We start from the raw sequence: 16,912 nt of genomic DNA, 5'->3' as shown, positions 1-16,912 counted from the left end.
ACAGTTTTTAGGGCTTGAACGTCTCCCAAGTCTGATCATCGTAGAAAACCCTTATCTCTGTAATCTTTCTTTGTGGTTTGTCAAGATATTTCACAATAGTTTTTTCGACATTATTCGATATTTTTTGAGCCTGAACATCGGGCGCAGATGACGAAAGGGCAGAGTGGGTATCAAAATCGATCATAGGCTCCGCCGCATTTGAATCTACAGTTTCAGTTTCCTCCAAGGTCTTATCGTCTGCGAACATTGCACCATGTCCATAAAGTAACCAATCCAGATTGATACTCGGGAACTTCTTCTTAATGGCATCAACATGATTTAATGTCGGATTTGTTCTACCTGTAAATATTCCGCTAAGAGATGCTGGAGAGATTCCTAACATATCGGCAAAGCTCTGTTGAGTCATGTGTTGATTAATCATCAACTGTCTAATTCTATCTTTCATACGTCCAAATCGTAGTCATATTTAGGTAAAATATCATATTTCCATCGATTTTACAAAGGTAAAACAAAAAAACGACATGCGCAACATTTATAAATACTATTTAATTTTGAAATAATTAAAAGCGCAAACGTAAATATCACAAACATAAAACAAAGGTGGCATTTAAGAATATTATAAGAATGTAAATGTAAATGTACAGTGGTAAAACATCGTAATTCCTTTATTTAAAGGAAATGAATAAAATATTGGGGTATTTACAGTTAATTATACATATAATCTATCTTTAGCAGCCACATATATGCCTTTACAGGCAAAATAATTATTCATTATTAATAAAATCATTATGAAAATAATATTAATGTACTGGAAATCAATATTTTATATATTATATTTAGAGCAGTATTTTTATGCATTTACAAGCATCACGCTGCATATCTACATTTACAAACATGCAAAAACAAGAGTGTAAATTATTACACATACACATATTAAAACACATCAATAATTTGACGATGTACATCTGCTATCTATTTCACATATTAAAATTTACAATATGAAATATTTAAAATGTCCTAATTATGAATTGTCGATAGGTATAACAGGTGTTTTTCTTCATTTCTAAAGAATTTCCGAACGACTGCCCTATCTGTTGAAAATACGCGAGTTTTGAAGGGGGTAAAAATGTGGTAAAGTCCCGAAATAAAGGACTTTTATAGCCTAAAAAGAGGATTAAAAAAATGATGGATTTAGCAAAAAACAGCACTAAAAACAGTATATTTTAGTGCAAAATAAAGAATATAAGTTCTTTCATAAGCTCCCCAGACGATGTATTTGGGTTATCTATTCCCTTACTTTTGGCATCAATTTCTCTAAACTTAGAAATTATCTGCATTGTTTTCATTCCGGTATAATTCCTCATTCCCACCATATAATCTTTTACCGCCCATACCGATCTTAAATCTAAAAACTGTGCAACAGAGTTTTCGTTGTTACGGTTAGGAGCGTAATAAGAGAGCATAAGATTTTGGAAATAATTAAAGAGCAAAGGGAGGAAAGCGAATATTGAACCAGCCTTAGGATTTCTGTCAAAATAATTGATAATCTGGTTTGCTTTAAAAATATCTCTATTTACTATCGCATTTCTCAGTTCGAACGCATTGAAGTCTTTGCTTACTCCAATTCGCTCTTCCACAATTTCCGGAGTCACTCTTCTATCATTCTCCGGCAGCGAAATCTGGAGCTTATCAAGTTCAGAAGTTAGTCTGCCAAGGTCTGAACCGATATGATCGGCAATCATAGAAGCCGACTTATTATCGATAGCAACCTTATGTTTGAGAAGATATCCTTCTATAAATCCGGGCAATTCATAATCTCTTTTCTTCTTACTTTCAAAAACTACACCGGCAACTTCGGCTTTCGATACCAATTTTTTGCGGCGATCGATACTCCCGTTTTTATGACAAAGAACAAGAATAGTCGACATAACCGGTTTTTCAAGATACTTTTCAAGCGGTTCGGCAGCCCTGATATTCTGAGCTTCTTTCACTATCACCACCCGATACTCCGACATCATAGGATAGCCTTTTGCCAAATCTGCGACCTGTGCAGCATTCACATCAGAGCCGAAAACAATATTCTGATTAAAATCACGTTCCTCGGGTTGCAGCACATTTTCGGCGATATAATCAGAGATTTTATCGATAAAATAAGCCTCTTCCCCCATTAATATATAAATAGGTGAAAACTTACGAGCTTTCAAATCCCGCATGATATTTTCAAAAGTTGCGCCAGTTTTCTTTTCTGTCATAACCATTCGTGATTTCCGATTAGGCAATGTATGATGAAAATAATCTGCTTCATATCCCTAATCTCTTATCATTTTATTATCTTTGCAATTGATTGCAAAGATAATAAAATGATTCCATTAAACCTACCGAGTTTCCAAATTAAATTGTCAGGTACACAGGAGCGGCCGACCATCTTCGATGTCTTGCGCAGAAAATACGTAGCCCTGACTCCGGAAGAATGGGTTCGACAGCATTTTATTCATTTTCTCATCGAGCATAAGGGTTATCCCCCTGTCCTTTTGGCCAACGAACTACAACTGAAAGTCGGTACAAAACAACTTCGTGCCGATAGCGTTCTCTACGACAAGAACCTGCATCCACGCATGATCATCGAATATAAAGCGCCCTCTATACAGCTGTCTCAGAAAGTTTTCAACCAGATATCGGTCTACAATATGCTACTTCATGTAGACTATCTGATCGTAAGCAACGGGCTTCAACACTATTGCTGTAAGATGGATTACGATACTCAACAGTATCATTTTTTAGCGGACATTCCCGATTATAAAAATATTTAACAAAAACAGGCAATTCTTCTATATGAATTTTTAGTACAAAATACCATCGTAAACCATACCGCTTACAACCGATAGGGCATCAGCTTTTCCACCCTATTTTCTCATTAAAACCACACAATTTACTCCGACTATTAAAAACAAAAGCTACATCTAAAAATATTACAAAGCCCATATAACGGCGTTACATGGCATATCCATCCCCCATAAAGCATGCTCCTATCGTCCTTCGTCTGTTTTTTTACCGAAATCGATATCTGTTTTTATCAGCCACATCATCGCAAAAGTAACCGCACAAAGCATCAAAATAACGATGAAAAATCGACGAAAACCGAGCATATCCTTAACATATCCCGACATCATACCGCATATCATCAGCCCCAAATAGCCTATACTCTTACAAATATCGCGACAATATTTGCCGCCAACACCTCTATCCATGTGCGATATACATGCCGTAAACGCTGCATAACCGAAGCCGCAGCCAAACTGTTCGGCATATATACAAGCGCTAACAAGCCATACATTCTCGGGCAGAGCATAACTCAAATAAACATAAACTGCTTTGGGCAGCGTAACAGCACATGCCGTTAGCCAAAGCCAACGCTGCAAACCGTTTCTTCGGATGAGCATTCTACCCACAATACCGCCCGTTATAAGCCCGATAACTCCCACGGTTCCGCTTGCCAAACCATACTCCTGTGGCGACAATCCGAGCCCTCCGGCAGAACCCGGGCGTAACAAAAACGTGTCTGACATCTTAAACAACATGCCTTCGGGCAGGCAGAAAAAAAACAAAAACAGCAAAAACACCGTCAGTTCTTTTACGGAATAACTGTGCCGAAAAGCAAAACACGCATCATGCATACCATTTCTTATAACCTTGGCACTATGTTTTTCCGCCAACGTTTGCCGGGGCAAAACAAGTCCGTGATAAAGCCAAAAGGCGATAAAAATACCGGCCAGTCCGAAAAAGATAAGGCTCCATGTATAAATTTTCTGATTGCGAAACAGCACTTGCAGTATACCTGCAGCAGGTACAAGCAATCCTTTCCCCAATATAATGGCTATATTATAAAATGTATTCCGCATGCCTACGTACCACGAACGGTCTTCATCGCCCATTTCAAGCCTACAGTAATCGTTCGCGGCAATACCGTATGTGGTACTCGAGAAGGCCATCAGCAAGAAGAAAAACATCGTTCCTTGCACCCAGAAACTGCCGTTAAGCGTAAAAGCAACGCCGGCTAACGCCGATCCCAGCAACATCTGCATGGCAAGCACCCACCACCTTCTTGTCTGATATAGTTCTATGAACGGTCTGTATAGCGGCCTCAACACCCAAGGCAAGCACAGCCAACCGGTATAAAAGGCAATCTGCGTGTCCGACATACCGAGCTGCAAATACATTACCACGGCCAAAGTAACGAGCACAACATGTGGAATTCCTTCTGCAAAAAACAGCGTGGATGCCCATACCAAAGGCTTTTTTATGTTCATTTACCTATATATTTGCTTAATTTCGGCACCCGGATAATAGTGCAACAATATGTGGTCGTACCCGTATCCTCTCTCTCCCATCACGGCTGCCCCTATCTGGCAGAGGCCTACTCCGTGCCCCCAACCGGCGCCGGTCAGTTCGAATTGTTGCGGAATACCGTCTCTATAGTCGTATTTATCTACCACAAAAGCCGAGCTGTAAAGGTGGTTTTCGCTCAATGCACGCCGTATTTCCAACTCCTTTCCTATGGCAAGCGTGCGCTTCGTTCCTATAATCTTCAGTTTACAAAGACGCCCGCTTTTACCTCTTTCCATAGGAACTAAATCGATTATTTCGCCAAAATCGATACCTAACTTTTTAGCTACGAGGGTGCTCAATTGTTCCTGCGTGTAGGCTACGTGCCACCGATAAAAGTCCGAGGTTTCCTGATCATAGTCGTTAAGCACCTGCGAGAGCACCCGTTTATCGTCTGTATTGCAAAACGCCTCGGGACTTCTGCGAATCCATTCCTGTGCATTTGCTTCAACCGTCAGGTCGGGAAGTTCGCCATGTTCTGCATCTACGAGAGCCTTAAGATAGCTCTTCGGCGCATCTTCCCAACAGTATTGAAACTCTTCCACCGCACCTCCGCAGCACTTACTGAAGCGTGCATCGCAAATTTCACCCATACTGTCGGCCAGTATTTTGCCGCGTGTCGCTCCCACAGCCTGTGCCACATGGGGGCTCGTTTCTTTGGTTATGCCCTGATAGCGCTGGCAATGATCATCGGCACACACATCGAACAAGTCATGATCTTCACGGTCGTACCATTTAAGTATTTCGTTCTCATTGCATACAAACGCAGGTTTCTCCCCTTTTGTTTTTCTGCTCTTATCCATTTGTGCAAGCAGCCAACTGCGCGAAATAACGGCATGTGCTTTCAATAGTTCGAGCGAAGAGGTGGCGCTCATCTCGCTCGAAATAACACTCTCCAAGTACTTTTCCACCGGCAGGCGGTTAATGGCGAGCACTTTTCCGCCATCTATAATCAACCTTAACGTACCGAGAAAGGTCTGTGTTTCCTTACGTTCCCAATGAAAGTTCACACCTATAGTCACGTCAGACAGCGAAAACGAGGCATCCGGCACAAGCGGTTCAAACAGCAATTCATCGTACATATTGCCATTCCACAATATCTTTTCTCCCGATATTTCCACGCTTTGGGCACCCGTAAATTCAGTGCCTTGGACCGCATAAGGCCCGTTCAATGTAAACCGTATCTGCTTTCCGCTCACGATACCTACCGCAACTTCGGGTTCTTTTTGGTTCTTCATATTTGCTTGTCAGTTACAAAAGTTCTTATTATTCGGTACTTTTAATTACGATACAGCTACTATCTACTTCGGTTAGACACATGCTCTATCTACGGTACAAATATAATACAAAATGTCCGAAAATATGCCCTATTAGCCATTTTTTCACTAACTTTGCCCTTTGAATACGTAGAATAGTAATGCAAAACAGCAAGATACCACTATTAGGCATGACGCTTAGCGAACTGAAAACCGTTGCTAAAGAGCTCGAAATGCCCGCATTTACCGGCGGTCAGATGGCTAAATGGCTCTATCGGCAGCACGTTGCAAGCATCGACGACATGACGAATATCTCGAAAAGTAACCGCGAAAAGCTGAAAAAGGCATATACTGTTGGCTGCGCATCTCCTATAGACGAGCAACATTCCAATGACGGAACGATCAAATATCTGTTCCCTACAGAGCAGGGAAAGTACGTGGAAACCGTTTATATACCCGACGAAGAGCGCGCCACACTGTGCGTTTCGTCGCAGGTAGGTTGCAAAATGAACTGCTTATTTTGCCAAACCGGCAAGCAAGGATATGAGGGGAACCTCACCGCAACAGACATTCTAAACCAGATATATGCACTACCCGAACGCGATAAACTTACCAACATTGTGTTCATGGGGCAAGGAGAACCCATGGATAACTTAGAGAATGTGCTCCGTGCCACCAATATATTAACCGCCGATTATGCCTATGCGTGGAGCCCGAAACGTATCACTGTGAGCAGCGTAGGTGTAAGAAACAAGCTCAAGAGGTTCCTCGAAGAGAGCGATTGCCATGTGGCTATCAGCCTTCATTCCCCCATTCATGAGCAGCGTGCTGGCCTTATGCCGGCAGAGGGTGGCATGCCTATCCGAGAAATCGTAGACCTCTTGCGCAATTATGACTTCTCTCATCAACGCCGATTATCATTCGAATACATCGTTTTCGGGGGCATCAACGATACACAGACGCATGCTAAAGAAATCGTAAAGCTACTGAAAGGGCTCGATTGTCGTATCAATCTCATCCGTTTCCACCAAATTCCGAACGTGCCGCTCCGTGGGGCCGACGACAGAACAATGGAGGCCTTCCGCGATTATCTCACTGCCCACGGTCTCTTCACCACGATAAGAGCCAGCCGCGGAGAGGATATCTTTGCAGCGTGCGGACTACTTTCTACGGCCAAAAAGCATGCAGATGAAAAAAACTAAAGCCGCGTTTTGCGTAATTACAGCCTTGCTGTTGCTCGCTTCATGCAGCGGTAATCTTTCGTTAAAGCCGGCATCCGGCGGGCATCCGTATAGTGTCTTGGCCGTAGGAGATGTAGATAGTACGCTTTTTGCCGTACTATCCAAGGAAGTTAAAGGGCTGCCCCAGCCCGAACCGTCGTTCGATGTATCCGAAATAAACGAACAGAGTTTCAACGCTACATGGCGACTTTCGCGCAATATCGTTATCGTTCGTATAGACAGTTTGCGCTATCCGTCTGCGCAAATCAGGCAGGAAAAAGACGTTTATGCCCATCCCCAGCTCATTACTTATATCGGTGTACCGACCGCAGATGCACTGAAAATCTTCGCTGCAAAGAATGCAGAGCGGCTGAACACACAGCTGACAGCCTTCGAAATGGGGGCACACATCGCAGTTTTAAAAGTCAAACATAACCCGAAGGCCGAGGAAAAAATAAGACAACTCTTCGGCATCAACATGCTTATACCTGCCTACATGCAGGCTTCCAAGCAGGGAAAAGACTTCATATGGCTGTCGAATAACACCGCAAACGGTATGCAAAATCTCTGCATCTACAGGCTGGAAGGCACGGCAGACCGTAACTTCATCGCCGTCAGAGATAGTGTAATGCGGGCGAATATCAAGGGAGAAACCGATGATATGTATATGACTACCGTGCCCCGTTCGTGCTATATATCGCAGTCGGGAACCCATTCTAACGGCAGCATACTTATAAAAGGACTGTGGGAGATGCACGGTGATGCCATGGGAGGTCCGTTTGTCAGCCGCGTTATACGCAGCAACGGCGCTACATACATTGCCGAGGCATTCGTCTTCGCCCCCGAAACCAAGAAGCGAAATCTATTAAGACAAATCGAATCTGCTTTATATACAATTAAAACAAAACAATAATGGAAGATAAGAAAATTCGCGTAGCAATAACGCATGGCGATACGAATGGCATCGGTTATGAGATGATATTCAAGGCTTTTGCCGAACCTGAAATGCTCGAACTGTGCACGCCTATCATCTACGGTTCGCCCAAAGTGGCGGCTTACCACCGCAAGGCACTCGACTTAGAGGCCAACTTCAGCATTATCAACAGTGCCGAAGAGGCCTGCAACGGGCGTATTAATCTGCTGCCATGTTTCGATGATGAAGTGAAAATAGATATGGGAACACCCACACAGGAGTCGGGCGAAGCAGCGCTGAAAGCACTCGACAAGGCCATGACAGATTTCCGTCACGATGCTTACGACGTATTGGTAACGGCGCCGATCTGTAATTCTAACGTCAAAGGAGAGGGCTTCAAATTCAAAGGAACCGACAGTTATGTAGAAACATGCATAGGAGACGGTAAAAAAGGACTCGCCCTTTACATCAACAATTCTATGCGTATAGCCACGGTAACCAATGGTGTTGCCCTGAAAGATGTAAGTAATAACATCAGTCAGGAAGGCATCATAACTAAAGCCAAAATACTTTTCAACGCATTGAAACGCGACTTCCGTATCTCGTGCCCGCGCATTGCAGTGCTTGCACTCAACCCCGATGCCGGCGGTACAGAGGAAGAAAACATCATCAAACCGGCTATTGCAAAGCTCGCAGAGAACGGTATCAACGCTTTTGGACCGTACCCTGCAGAGCGTTTCTTCGGCAGTACAGACTACGATGCCTTCGATGCTATCTTGGCTATGTACCACGATCAAGGCGCCATACCGTTGCATACGCTGTCGCCATCCGATAATATCAGCCTGCTTACAGGGCTCCCCATCGTGTGCACGGCACCCTATTGCAACGACATATTCTGTACGGATAGGCAACAACTTACCGACGAAAACCCGCTGCGTCAGGCCATTTATCTTGCCATAGACACCTTCCGTAACCGTAACGAATACGACGAACCGATGGGAAACCCTTTACGTAAACTCTATCATGAGAAGCGGGATGAGAGCGAAAAAGTGCGCTTCTCTATCCCCAAGAAGCACGAACAAACAGCGGCATCCGAGCAATAAAGCATGAAAAAGAGATACCAGAACGCCTTTTTCATCTTCGGTATACTGCTGCTGGCTGTCATGGTTACGCAGCTCGATTTTACCGAAGTATGGAACGGTTTGCGGCATGCAGGCTATTGGTTTGCAGCAGTTGTCGTGCTTTGGGCTTTCTTATATCTGTTCAATACAGGCGCATGGTATCTCATCATCAATGCAGGCAACGACGATAAACAGCAGGAACATGTGAGCTTCCGGTGGCTGTATAAGATCACCGTATCGGGCTTTGCGCTGAACTATGCCACGCCCGGAGGACTGATGGGCGGCGAGCCTTACCGCATTATGGAGCTGGCCCCGAAGATCGGAACCGAACGTGCATCGTCGTCGGTCATACTCTATGTAATGACTCACATATTCACTCATTTCTGCTTTTGGCTGCTTTCGTGCGTGCTATATATATGTACCGAGCCCGTAAATCTGCCCATAGCAATGCTGATAGCTGCCGTAGGCGTGTTCTGCATATTGGGCATTTGGTTCTTCATAACGGGCTACCGAAAAGGACTGGCCGTGCGGGCCATGAACATTCTGCGCCACATACCTTACCTAAAGAAATGGGCACAACCGTTCATAGAAAGCCATCGGGAGCAGTTAGACACTATCGACATGCAGATTGCAGCCCTGCACAAGCAAAACAAGAAGACTTTCGTAGCGGCCGTATTCTTGGAAATGACCTGCCGTATATGTTCGGCCTTAGAGGTGTTTTTCATACTGCTGGTGCTCATGCCCAGTGCAAATTACCTGCAATGTATCCTCATTATCGCCTTCACTACGCTGTTTGCAAACCTCTTGTTCTTTATGCCTTTGCAACTTGGAGGGCGCGAAGGCGGCTTCTTGATGTCTGTAACAAACATGGGAATGACGGCAAATGCCGGCATTTTTGTGGCCCTCATCGTGCGGTTGAGAGAACTTGTATGGACAGGCATCGGCCTGCTTATGATTAAATTGGATAAGAAGAAATAGCTCCGTTTCTTGCTTTTTCTCCGATTATATGCTGTATATTCCAAAGACACATGGCCTGTCTATGTGCGATAGACAGGCCATATAAGCAGCATAAGAAGTAGATATAGCTCACCTATCCCTACAACTTATCAGCGGTTCAACACCTTTTTCGTTTTGCCGTCGGCACCTTTTACAATCGTCAGTCTGTGCCCGCGCTGCGGCAATTTGCGCCCGCCAAGGTCGTAATATGCAGCCTCACCGTCTATTACACGCTCCGCATAATGCCTAATTCCACTCGTAACATCCCATTCCAACGATATGACATCCAGCTCCGCACCCTCCATCTGTCGGATATTTCTAACCAATCCGTCGGCTCCGTTTTCATAACTTAGGCTGATATCATCGGCTGCAATGTCGAGTTTATCGGCATAGGTATTGTCCACACGGAAACTGATTTCGCGAAGCAACCCTACCGGAGGCACTCCATAGTTGCCCGCCTGAATTTGCCCGTAAGGTATCATTCCGCCATACGAACAGACGATTACCACCGGACAATACAGCATTGTAAGATGCTTATTCGCGCTTACATCATAATAACCGTAGTCGATGTATCCCGCATAATTGCCGTTTACGGTAATCGTAACCTTAGTTATATTATCGCCTTGCCACGTAAAGGAGTAATGCACTTCGGTATTCTCATTATCGATGGCTGTAACCTCTGTCATGCGTTGCCGGGTATCATATTTGTAACGATAGGTCTTTTGTTTCTCATATTGTACTACTCCACCCACCATATCCATACCGTCTTCCTCCGTTTCCAACGTCTCTTCGGTAATCAATCCGTCCTTTATTACCGAGGTTCTTCGCTGGTGCATTTCATCTCCAAGCACGGTTTCAACAACATTTTCTATCACCCTATCGCTCTCATATGTAAAGATAAAGACGGTTTTCCCCATAGGGCCAACGTCTTGGGTAGTTAGAATTGCACGATCGACCATACCGTTCGGCAGATACGAAAACGTCATCTGCGTATCCGACGAAGTAACTTTAATCAACTTGCTTTCAGCTTTTACACCTGCTGCACAAAGCAAAAACAAGAAAGAAAGACTAATTTTGTAGAATTTATTCATCATAAAAATAGATATTAAAAATATTAAAATAAACAATCGCTCACGCCTCCCGTTACCCGAAAGCATGCCATATTCAGTTGGAATAATATCGTTTTCACGAACCTACAGGCCGTATCTTTTTGTAATCCCCCCGTACTCTTCTATGCGTCGATCGCGAAAGAACGGCCACCAACGGCGCACCTGTTCGCCATGATCAAGGTCTATTTCTACCACGGCACTGTCCTCTTCCGTCTCCGAAGCACGGTAATACAGCTCTCCTTGGGGCCCTGCAACGAAGCTACTCCCCCAAAATTGTATGCCTTCAGTTTGCCCCGAAGGATCGTGTTCGAAGCCTACACGGTTGACAGTTACCACGGGTAGCCCGTTTGCAACGGCATGTCCGCGCTGTACAATGGCCCACGCGTCGCGTTGTCTTTGCTGTTCATCGGCCGTATCTCGACTTTCGTAGCCGATAGCTGTAGGATATATCAGCAGTTCAGCGCCTTCTAAGGCCATCAGACGGGCAGCCTCGGGGTACCACTGATCCCAACAAACAAGCACGCCCAGTCGGCCTATGCTCGTTTCAATAGGGTGAAAACCGATATCTCCGGGCGTAAAATAGAACTTCTCATAATAGGCCGGATCGTCTGGAATGTGCATCTTGCGGTACTTTCCGGCTATGCTGCCGTCGGTATCCAGTACCACTGCCGTGTTATGATATAGGCCCGGTGCCCGCTTTTCGAACAGCGAAGCAACGATAACCACGCCAAGTGTCTTCGCCAAATCGCCGAATACGGCCGTTGAAGGGCCCGGAATAGGCTCCGAGAGATTAAAGTTATCGACCGTTTCCGTTTGACAGAAGTACAACGTATTGTGCAACTCTTGCAGCACAACGAGCTGTGCACCCCGCTTGGCAAGGTCGGTTATGCCCTCTGCCAACCGCATCCGATTGTCTTCCGCCGACGCCGTATTGTGCATTTGCAGCACACCTATCTTTATTTTTCTCATGATGTAGCAATAATATTATAATAATGTGTCTGTAATAATACGATGGTGTATGCGCGATAGAACTAAAATATATCCGGCATACAGCCAATTTCTTGTATCACGTTTTGGGGATATTGCATGGTCAGACAGTGCAGGGAACCGTGCTGTTTGATAACTGTACAGGCATCGATGGGTACAAGTTGCCTATCCGGAAATGCCTGTTGCAGCACTTCGGCAGCCCTCCTATCGTTATCAGGTTGCCTGTAAGTGGGATAAATAAGTCCACCATTCAGGATTACAAAGTTGGCATAAGTGGCCGGTAAGCGCTGTTTATCATCGTCGTAAATGGCATCGGGCATAGGTAGTCTCAACAACCGATAGGGTTTGCCCTCTATGGTACGAAAGGTACGCAGCTGCTCTTCCAAGGCTTGAAAGTCGGTATATTGCTCGTCTTTGGGGTTATCGCAGCCCACATACAGCAATGTATCGCCCGGAGAAGTACGCACTATGGTGTCTATATGCCCGTCCGTATCGTCGCCGATCAGCCTTCCATGATCTATCCACACAACTCTTTGGACACGCAGCACGGCCTTCAACTTGGCTTCTATCCGCCTTTTATCCAACGGTTGATTACGGTTCGGCGCCTTCAACAGGCAGGAGGATGTAGTGAATACGGTACCTTTACCGTCGGTTTCCACGGCACCTCCTTCGAGTACAAAGTCGGTATGATTTTCATACCCTCCTTTCAGAACTCCCTGATAATATACGTTTCGGTTGATTGCATTATCCAAATGAGCCGCGAATTTGCCGCCCCAGCCATTGAAACAGAAGTCGAGCAAGCAACTTTGAGCCTGATATACGGAGGCATGGTCGGCCGGAACAAGAGTGATAAAAGCATGGTCTCGCGCCCATGTATCGTTGTTTTCAGCCCGACAGAACACGATATTCTTGAACAATTCGGCACTTATTTCACGGCGAAGCAGCGCTTCTACGTCGTCTACATGCTGCGCCACAACCAAGAGTTTCTCGTACCTTACGATGGCCTTTGCCATTTCTACAAACGTTGCCGTGATGGCATGCAGACATTCTTTCCAGTCGGTATCGGCATGAGGCCATGTAAGTTGCACGCCGCTTTGGGGGTACCATTCGGCTGGAAACATATAATTACGGCCATTCATCGAGTAGTTTATCATTTGAACAATGTTTTTATTTCACATCGAATACTGATCCCTACCGAAGACAGAGAACGTCTTCTGCTATTGCAAAGATAGGTATTTAAGTCGACATTCGTGCCGCTGAAAATGAAAAAATGTATAATTATCGACCGATTTAAAATTAAACTATTACCTTTGCAAGCATACATTTGCTACGGAACCCTATGCTTGAAATGAAAGAAGTGTGCCTGAACATGGGCGGTAAACAGCTTTTCAATTCTCTTTCTTTTACCGTTAAAGAAGGCGACACCCTATGTGTAAGCGGCTTAAAAGGCTGCGGAAAGACGACACTACTGCGAACTTTCATGGGATTACAGCAGGCAGAAAGCGGATACACCACCATAGACGGCGAGCTGATAACGCCACTTTCGGCCGCTTATTTCAGGCAGAAGATGGCTTATCTCCCACAAGATTTGCATCTACAGGGCACAACCGTGGCAGAACTTTTTATGACCTTTGCAGCTTTGCATGCCAACGAAAAGCAGCAATTTTCTAAGAATAAACTGTTTGCAAACTGGAAGCAATTGGACGTAGACAACAGTATGTGGGGCCGAAAACTATCGGATATAGACAGCGGCACGCTGCAACGCATTCTGTTATCGGTTGCAACAGCGCCGATACGCAGTATGTTTTTGCTCGACGAACCGACATCCGAACAGGACGACGATGGCGCCGAACGGATAAAAAACTACCTGACAGCACTGAAAAACGACACGTCTATCATGATCATAGCGACAAACGACGAACGTATAAAAGATATTTTCAATAAGCACATCGTGCTTGGAAACCAATCATAAAATAGAGAAACGAAGATGGAAATAACGGTATTGGGCTTTGCCTTGGGCATGCTGTTGCTTGTACTGCCACTGTACATACTTTATTATTACCGCATAAATATATGGCAGAAGTTGGCTAAAGGACTCTTGAAGATGCTGGTCGTTATGGCGCTTACGGCCTTGTTTCTGAAATACATCATAGAAATGAACAACACATTCGTCAACATTTTGTGGTTCTTACTGATGGCTGCAGCCGCCTCGGCAGCCGTAATCGTGAAGGCAAGACTGCACCTTCGCCGCTTTCTGATGCCCGTTTTTGCTGGCGTAACGGTAGGTTCTCTCACAACCGGACTCTATCTATTGTTCCTCTCGCTGGGTATCGAAAATCCCATAGACGGGCGTTTCTTCATCCCTATTGTGGGCTTACTCATCGGCAATATGATTACCGTAAACAGCAAAGCCTTAGCCACTTACCATGCAGGAACGGCCTATCACGCCCAACTCTACGACTATCTGTTGGGCAATGGTGCTACATATACCGAGGCTACCCGATACATCGTGCGCCGCACCATAGAGAAAACAGCGCTGCCGAACATTGCCCATACGGCGGGTATTGTGGTAAGCTCGTCGCCTGTCATTATGTGGACGATGATCCTTGGCGGCACAAGTGCGGTCAGTGCAGCGGCAATCCAAGTTCTGATCATTGTAGCCATGTTCTGCTCATCCCTTATGTCTATGGCCGTTACACTGTGGGTTTATCGCCGTTACACCATAGGTGTATGACTTCGAGACGGGCGCTCTATCTGCAACATTGATACAAATCAAACCATTTGACACAAGTCAAAATATGAGGGGTGTGGCCGGTTTTTTCCGGTTATTCTCTTTTTTTACATGCCACAAGTAGTTACTTTTGCACTCGTCTTCAATATTATACCGCTTCAAATCGGTAATATATACAATAGGTATTAAGCACAAAGGGTGTGAAGAGGCACCCCACATGGATAACGTAATTTTAGCATAGAAAGGTAAAAAGATTATGAGAGAAATGACAAAAAAGTTTATAAAAAACAGAACATTTAGAAGATTTTGCGTAGAAATCTTGAGTATGTACAACGCCGGAAGAGCAAACATACTGGCATAAGTACAATAGAGAAATAACGGAAACCGGTCTGAATTTCAGGCCGGTTTTTTGTGCCTGTGCCTCACGACATGCCCGAACATAATACTTAAAAATAATTAAACGGAAACGTTGTTCCTTTCTGTTCCGAAATAAAAAGCTTATCTTTGCAGTTCTAAACGATATAAGCGTGAAGATTATAGAAGTGGTTGACGCCCTTGAACAATTCGCGCCTCTGCCCTTACAGGAAGGTTTCGATAATGCCGGCCTGCAGGTTGGATTAACAGAGACGGAAGTATCAGGGGCTTTATTGTGTCTTGACGTCGACGAAAAGATAGTAGACGAAGCGGTGTCTTTGGGTTGCAATCTAATCGTGTCTCATCATCCTTTGATCTTTCACAAGCTCGCGCAAATCAGCGATACCGACTATGTACAGCGCACGGTAATAAAGGCTTTGCAGAATAACATTACGATCGTATCCATGCACACAAACATGGATAACGCGTTAGGCGGCGTAAATCATAAGATTGCAGAGAAGATGCAGCTGAGCAATGTGGAGTTCCTTGGAGAAACAAAGAGTGCCGGCGGCGTAATCGGAGGCTCGGGGGTGATCGGCAATCTTGCACGGCCATTGGCGGCAGACGACTTTGTTCTGATGCTTAAACGTACTTTCGATGTGGAATGCGTGCAGGCCAATCAACTGCTAAGGCGCGATATCGAGCGCGTTGCCCTATGCGGAGGGGCCGGCTCTTTTATGCTTGCAGACGCCATAAAGGCCGGAGCCGATGCCTTTGTAACGGGCGAGATGCACTATCATGAGTTCTTCGGACACGAGCAAGAGATACAAATTGCCGTCATCGGACATTATCAGAGCGAACAATTTACGAACGAAATATTCAAATCAATCATTGAGGATAAGTGTAAAGATGTGAGATGCTATCTCACGAAGACGAATACAAATCCTATAATTTACTTATAAAATATGGCAAAGAAAGATCTTACAGATTTGTCGGTAGAAGAGAAACTAAAAGCACTGTACCAACTGCAGACCACCCTTTCGGGTATCGACGAAAAGCGCGCACTGCGCGGTGAACTTCCGCTCGAGGTACAAGATTTGGAAGACGAAATAGAGGGATTGAATACACGTGTAGAGAATATTCAGACCGATATCAGGGAGTTCGAGGATGCTGTTACCCAGAAAAAAGCGGATATTACCAAGGCACAAATAAGCGTAGACCGTTACAAGAAGCAGCTCGACGAGGTAAAGAATAACCGCGAATACGATACTCTAACAAAAGAAATCGAGTTTCAGGAACTCGAAATAGAGCTATGCAACAAGAAAATAAAAGAAGCTCTAATTAAAATAGAGGAACGTAAACACGACTACGAACAGGCACAAGAGCAGATACAGGACCGCCAAGGAGACCTTGAACAGAAGCGGAACGAGCTTGATGAAATTATGCAGGAAACGCGCGAGGAAGAGGATAAATTGAAAGGAAAAGCCAAAGAACTGGAAATAAAGATAGAACCTCGTTTGCTTTCAAGTTTCAAACGTATCCGCAAGAATGCCCGTAACGGGCTGGGAATTGTATATGTTCAGCGCGATGCATGCGGCGGCTGTTTCAACAAGATACCACCTCAACGCCAGTTAGATATCAAAATGCACAAGAAAGTAATCGTATGCGAGTACTGCGGACGCATCATGATCGATCCCGAGCTGGCAGGTGTAAAGATGGAAAATACTGCTGTTGAGGAGAAGCCCAAGCGCAAACGTGCCATACGCAAGACCAAGAAAGAAGAAGAATAAAGGAGGAGTTTCTTCCTTCGAAGGAATAACCGTCTTTTATAACAACCATAGA

General features: G+C 44.8%; 16 protein-coding genes. 9 read left to right on the top strand and 7 right to left on the bottom strand.

Features of this window, described 5'->3' with window-relative positions; translation table 11 throughout:
• Positions 1–7: 7 nt before the first annotated feature.
• Both HMPREF0663_RS00950 and holA read right to left on the bottom strand, forming a co-directional pair.
• Positions 8–445, bottom strand: a complete 438-nt coding sequence (locus HMPREF0663_RS00950; protein WP_004368163.1) for a helix-turn-helix domain-containing protein — start codon at positions 443–445, stop codon at positions 8–10.
• Positions 446–1,223: 778 nt separating this feature from the next.
• Positions 1,224–2,252, bottom strand: coding sequence for a DNA polymerase III subunit delta (gene holA, locus HMPREF0663_RS00945; RefSeq protein WP_036875769.1), 1,029 nt, complete (start codon positions 2,250–2,252; stop codon positions 1,224–1,226).
• 108 nt (positions 2,253–2,360) lie between these two features.
• Between holA and HMPREF0663_RS00940 the strand changes: the two genes are divergently transcribed.
• Positions 2,361–2,810, top strand: a complete 450-nt coding sequence (locus tag HMPREF0663_RS00940; RefSeq protein WP_016665561.1) for a type I restriction enzyme HsdR N-terminal domain-containing protein — start codon at positions 2,361–2,363, stop codon at positions 2,808–2,810.
• Positions 2,811–3,026: 216 nt separating this feature from the next.
• Here HMPREF0663_RS00940 and HMPREF0663_RS00935 read toward each other — a convergent pair whose 3' ends face one another.
• Both HMPREF0663_RS00935 and HMPREF0663_RS00930 read right to left on the bottom strand, forming a co-directional pair.
• Positions 3,027–4,307 (bottom strand): MFS transporter, encoded by a 1,281-nt coding sequence (locus HMPREF0663_RS00935; protein WP_004368159.1) that lies wholly within the window; start codon positions 4,305–4,307, stop codon positions 3,027–3,029.
• Positions 4,308–5,621 carry a SpoIID/LytB domain-containing protein gene (locus HMPREF0663_RS00930; protein ID WP_004368158.1) on the bottom strand — a complete coding sequence of 438 codons (1,314 nt, stop codon included), beginning with the start codon at positions 5,619–5,621 and terminating at the stop codon, positions 4,308–4,310.
• A 179-nt stretch (positions 5,622–5,800) separates the two neighbouring features.
• Between HMPREF0663_RS00930 and rlmN the strand changes: the two genes are divergently transcribed.
• Genes rlmN through HMPREF0663_RS00910 form a run of 4 tightly spaced genes read left to right on the top strand, consistent with a single transcriptional unit; the run spans position 5,801 to position 9,871 of the window.
• Complete coding sequence (rlmN, locus tag HMPREF0663_RS00925; RefSeq protein WP_004368157.1) at positions 5,801–6,841, top strand: dual-specificity RNA methyltransferase RlmN; 1,041 nt, start codon at positions 5,801–5,803, stop codon at positions 6,839–6,841.
• A complete protein-coding gene (locus tag HMPREF0663_RS00920) occupies positions 6,828–7,772 on the top strand; it encodes a DUF4837 family protein (RefSeq protein ID WP_231375183.1) in 945 nt (314 codons plus the stop codon). The genes rlmN and HMPREF0663_RS00920 overlap by 14 nt, the downstream gene beginning before the upstream one ends.
• On the top strand, positions 7,772–8,875 hold the full coding sequence (locus HMPREF0663_RS00915; protein ID WP_004368155.1) for a PdxA family dehydrogenase: 1,104 nt from the start codon (positions 7,772–7,774) through the stop codon (positions 8,873–8,875). The genes HMPREF0663_RS00920 and HMPREF0663_RS00915 overlap by 1 nt, the downstream gene beginning before the upstream one ends.
• 3 nt (positions 8,876–8,878) lie before the next feature.
• Positions 8,879–9,871, top strand: coding sequence for a lysylphosphatidylglycerol synthase transmembrane domain-containing protein (locus HMPREF0663_RS00910; protein ID WP_004368154.1), 993 nt, complete (start codon positions 8,879–8,881; stop codon positions 9,869–9,871).
• 128 nt (positions 9,872–9,999) lie between these two features.
• Here the strand turns inward: HMPREF0663_RS00910 and HMPREF0663_RS00905 are convergent, their stop codons facing one another.
• The 3 genes from HMPREF0663_RS00905 to HMPREF0663_RS00895 form a co-directional block, all read right to left on the bottom strand.
• Entirely contained in the window at positions 10,000–10,983 is a 984-nt protein-coding gene (locus tag HMPREF0663_RS00905) for a YD repeat (two copies) (protein WP_016665560.1), read from the bottom strand.
• A gap of 99 nt (positions 10,984–11,082) precedes the next feature.
• The gene (locus HMPREF0663_RS00900; RefSeq protein ID WP_004368149.1) at positions 11,083–11,967 is read right to left on the bottom strand and encodes a carbon-nitrogen hydrolase; all 885 of its coding nucleotides are present in this window, start codon (positions 11,965–11,967) and stop codon (positions 11,083–11,085) included.
• 62 nt (positions 11,968–12,029) lie between these two features.
• Positions 12,030–13,139, bottom strand: coding sequence for an agmatine deiminase family protein (locus tag HMPREF0663_RS00895; protein WP_016665559.1), 1,110 nt, complete (start codon positions 13,137–13,139; stop codon positions 12,030–12,032).
• Positions 13,140–13,324: 185 nt separating this feature from the next.
• Between HMPREF0663_RS00895 and HMPREF0663_RS00890 the strand changes: the two genes are divergently transcribed.
• The 4 genes from HMPREF0663_RS00890 (at position 13,325) to HMPREF0663_RS00870 (ending at position 16,860) form a co-directional block, all read left to right on the top strand.
• Positions 13,325–13,957 carry an ATP-binding cassette domain-containing protein gene (locus HMPREF0663_RS00890; RefSeq protein WP_004368145.1) on the top strand — a complete coding sequence of 211 codons (633 nt, stop codon included), beginning with the start codon at positions 13,325–13,327 and terminating at the stop codon, positions 13,955–13,957.
• Between the two features lie 15 nt (positions 13,958–13,972).
• On the top strand, positions 13,973–14,719 hold the full coding sequence (locus HMPREF0663_RS00885; protein ID WP_004368143.1) for an ABC transporter permease: 747 nt from the start codon (positions 13,973–13,975) through the stop codon (positions 14,717–14,719).
• Between the two features lie 524 nt (positions 14,720–15,243).
• Complete coding sequence (locus HMPREF0663_RS00875; protein ID WP_004368139.1) at positions 15,244–16,032, top strand: Nif3-like dinuclear metal center hexameric protein; 789 nt, start codon at positions 15,244–15,246, stop codon at positions 16,030–16,032.
• A 3-nt stretch (positions 16,033–16,035) separates the two neighbouring features.
• On the top strand, positions 16,036–16,860 hold the full coding sequence (locus tag HMPREF0663_RS00870) for a zinc ribbon domain-containing protein (RefSeq protein WP_004368138.1): 825 nt from the start codon (positions 16,036–16,038) through the stop codon (positions 16,858–16,860).
• The last annotated feature ends 52 nt before the right edge of the window (positions 16,861–16,912 follow it).

It is taken from the genome of Hoylesella oralis ATCC 33269, assembly GCF_000185145.2.
Classification (GTDB): Bacteria; Bacteroidota; Bacteroidia; order Bacteroidales; family Bacteroidaceae; genus Prevotella; species Prevotella phocaeensis.
Note: the sequence above shows the minus strand (reverse complement) of the source record. Positions and strands in the feature narration are given on the sequence as shown.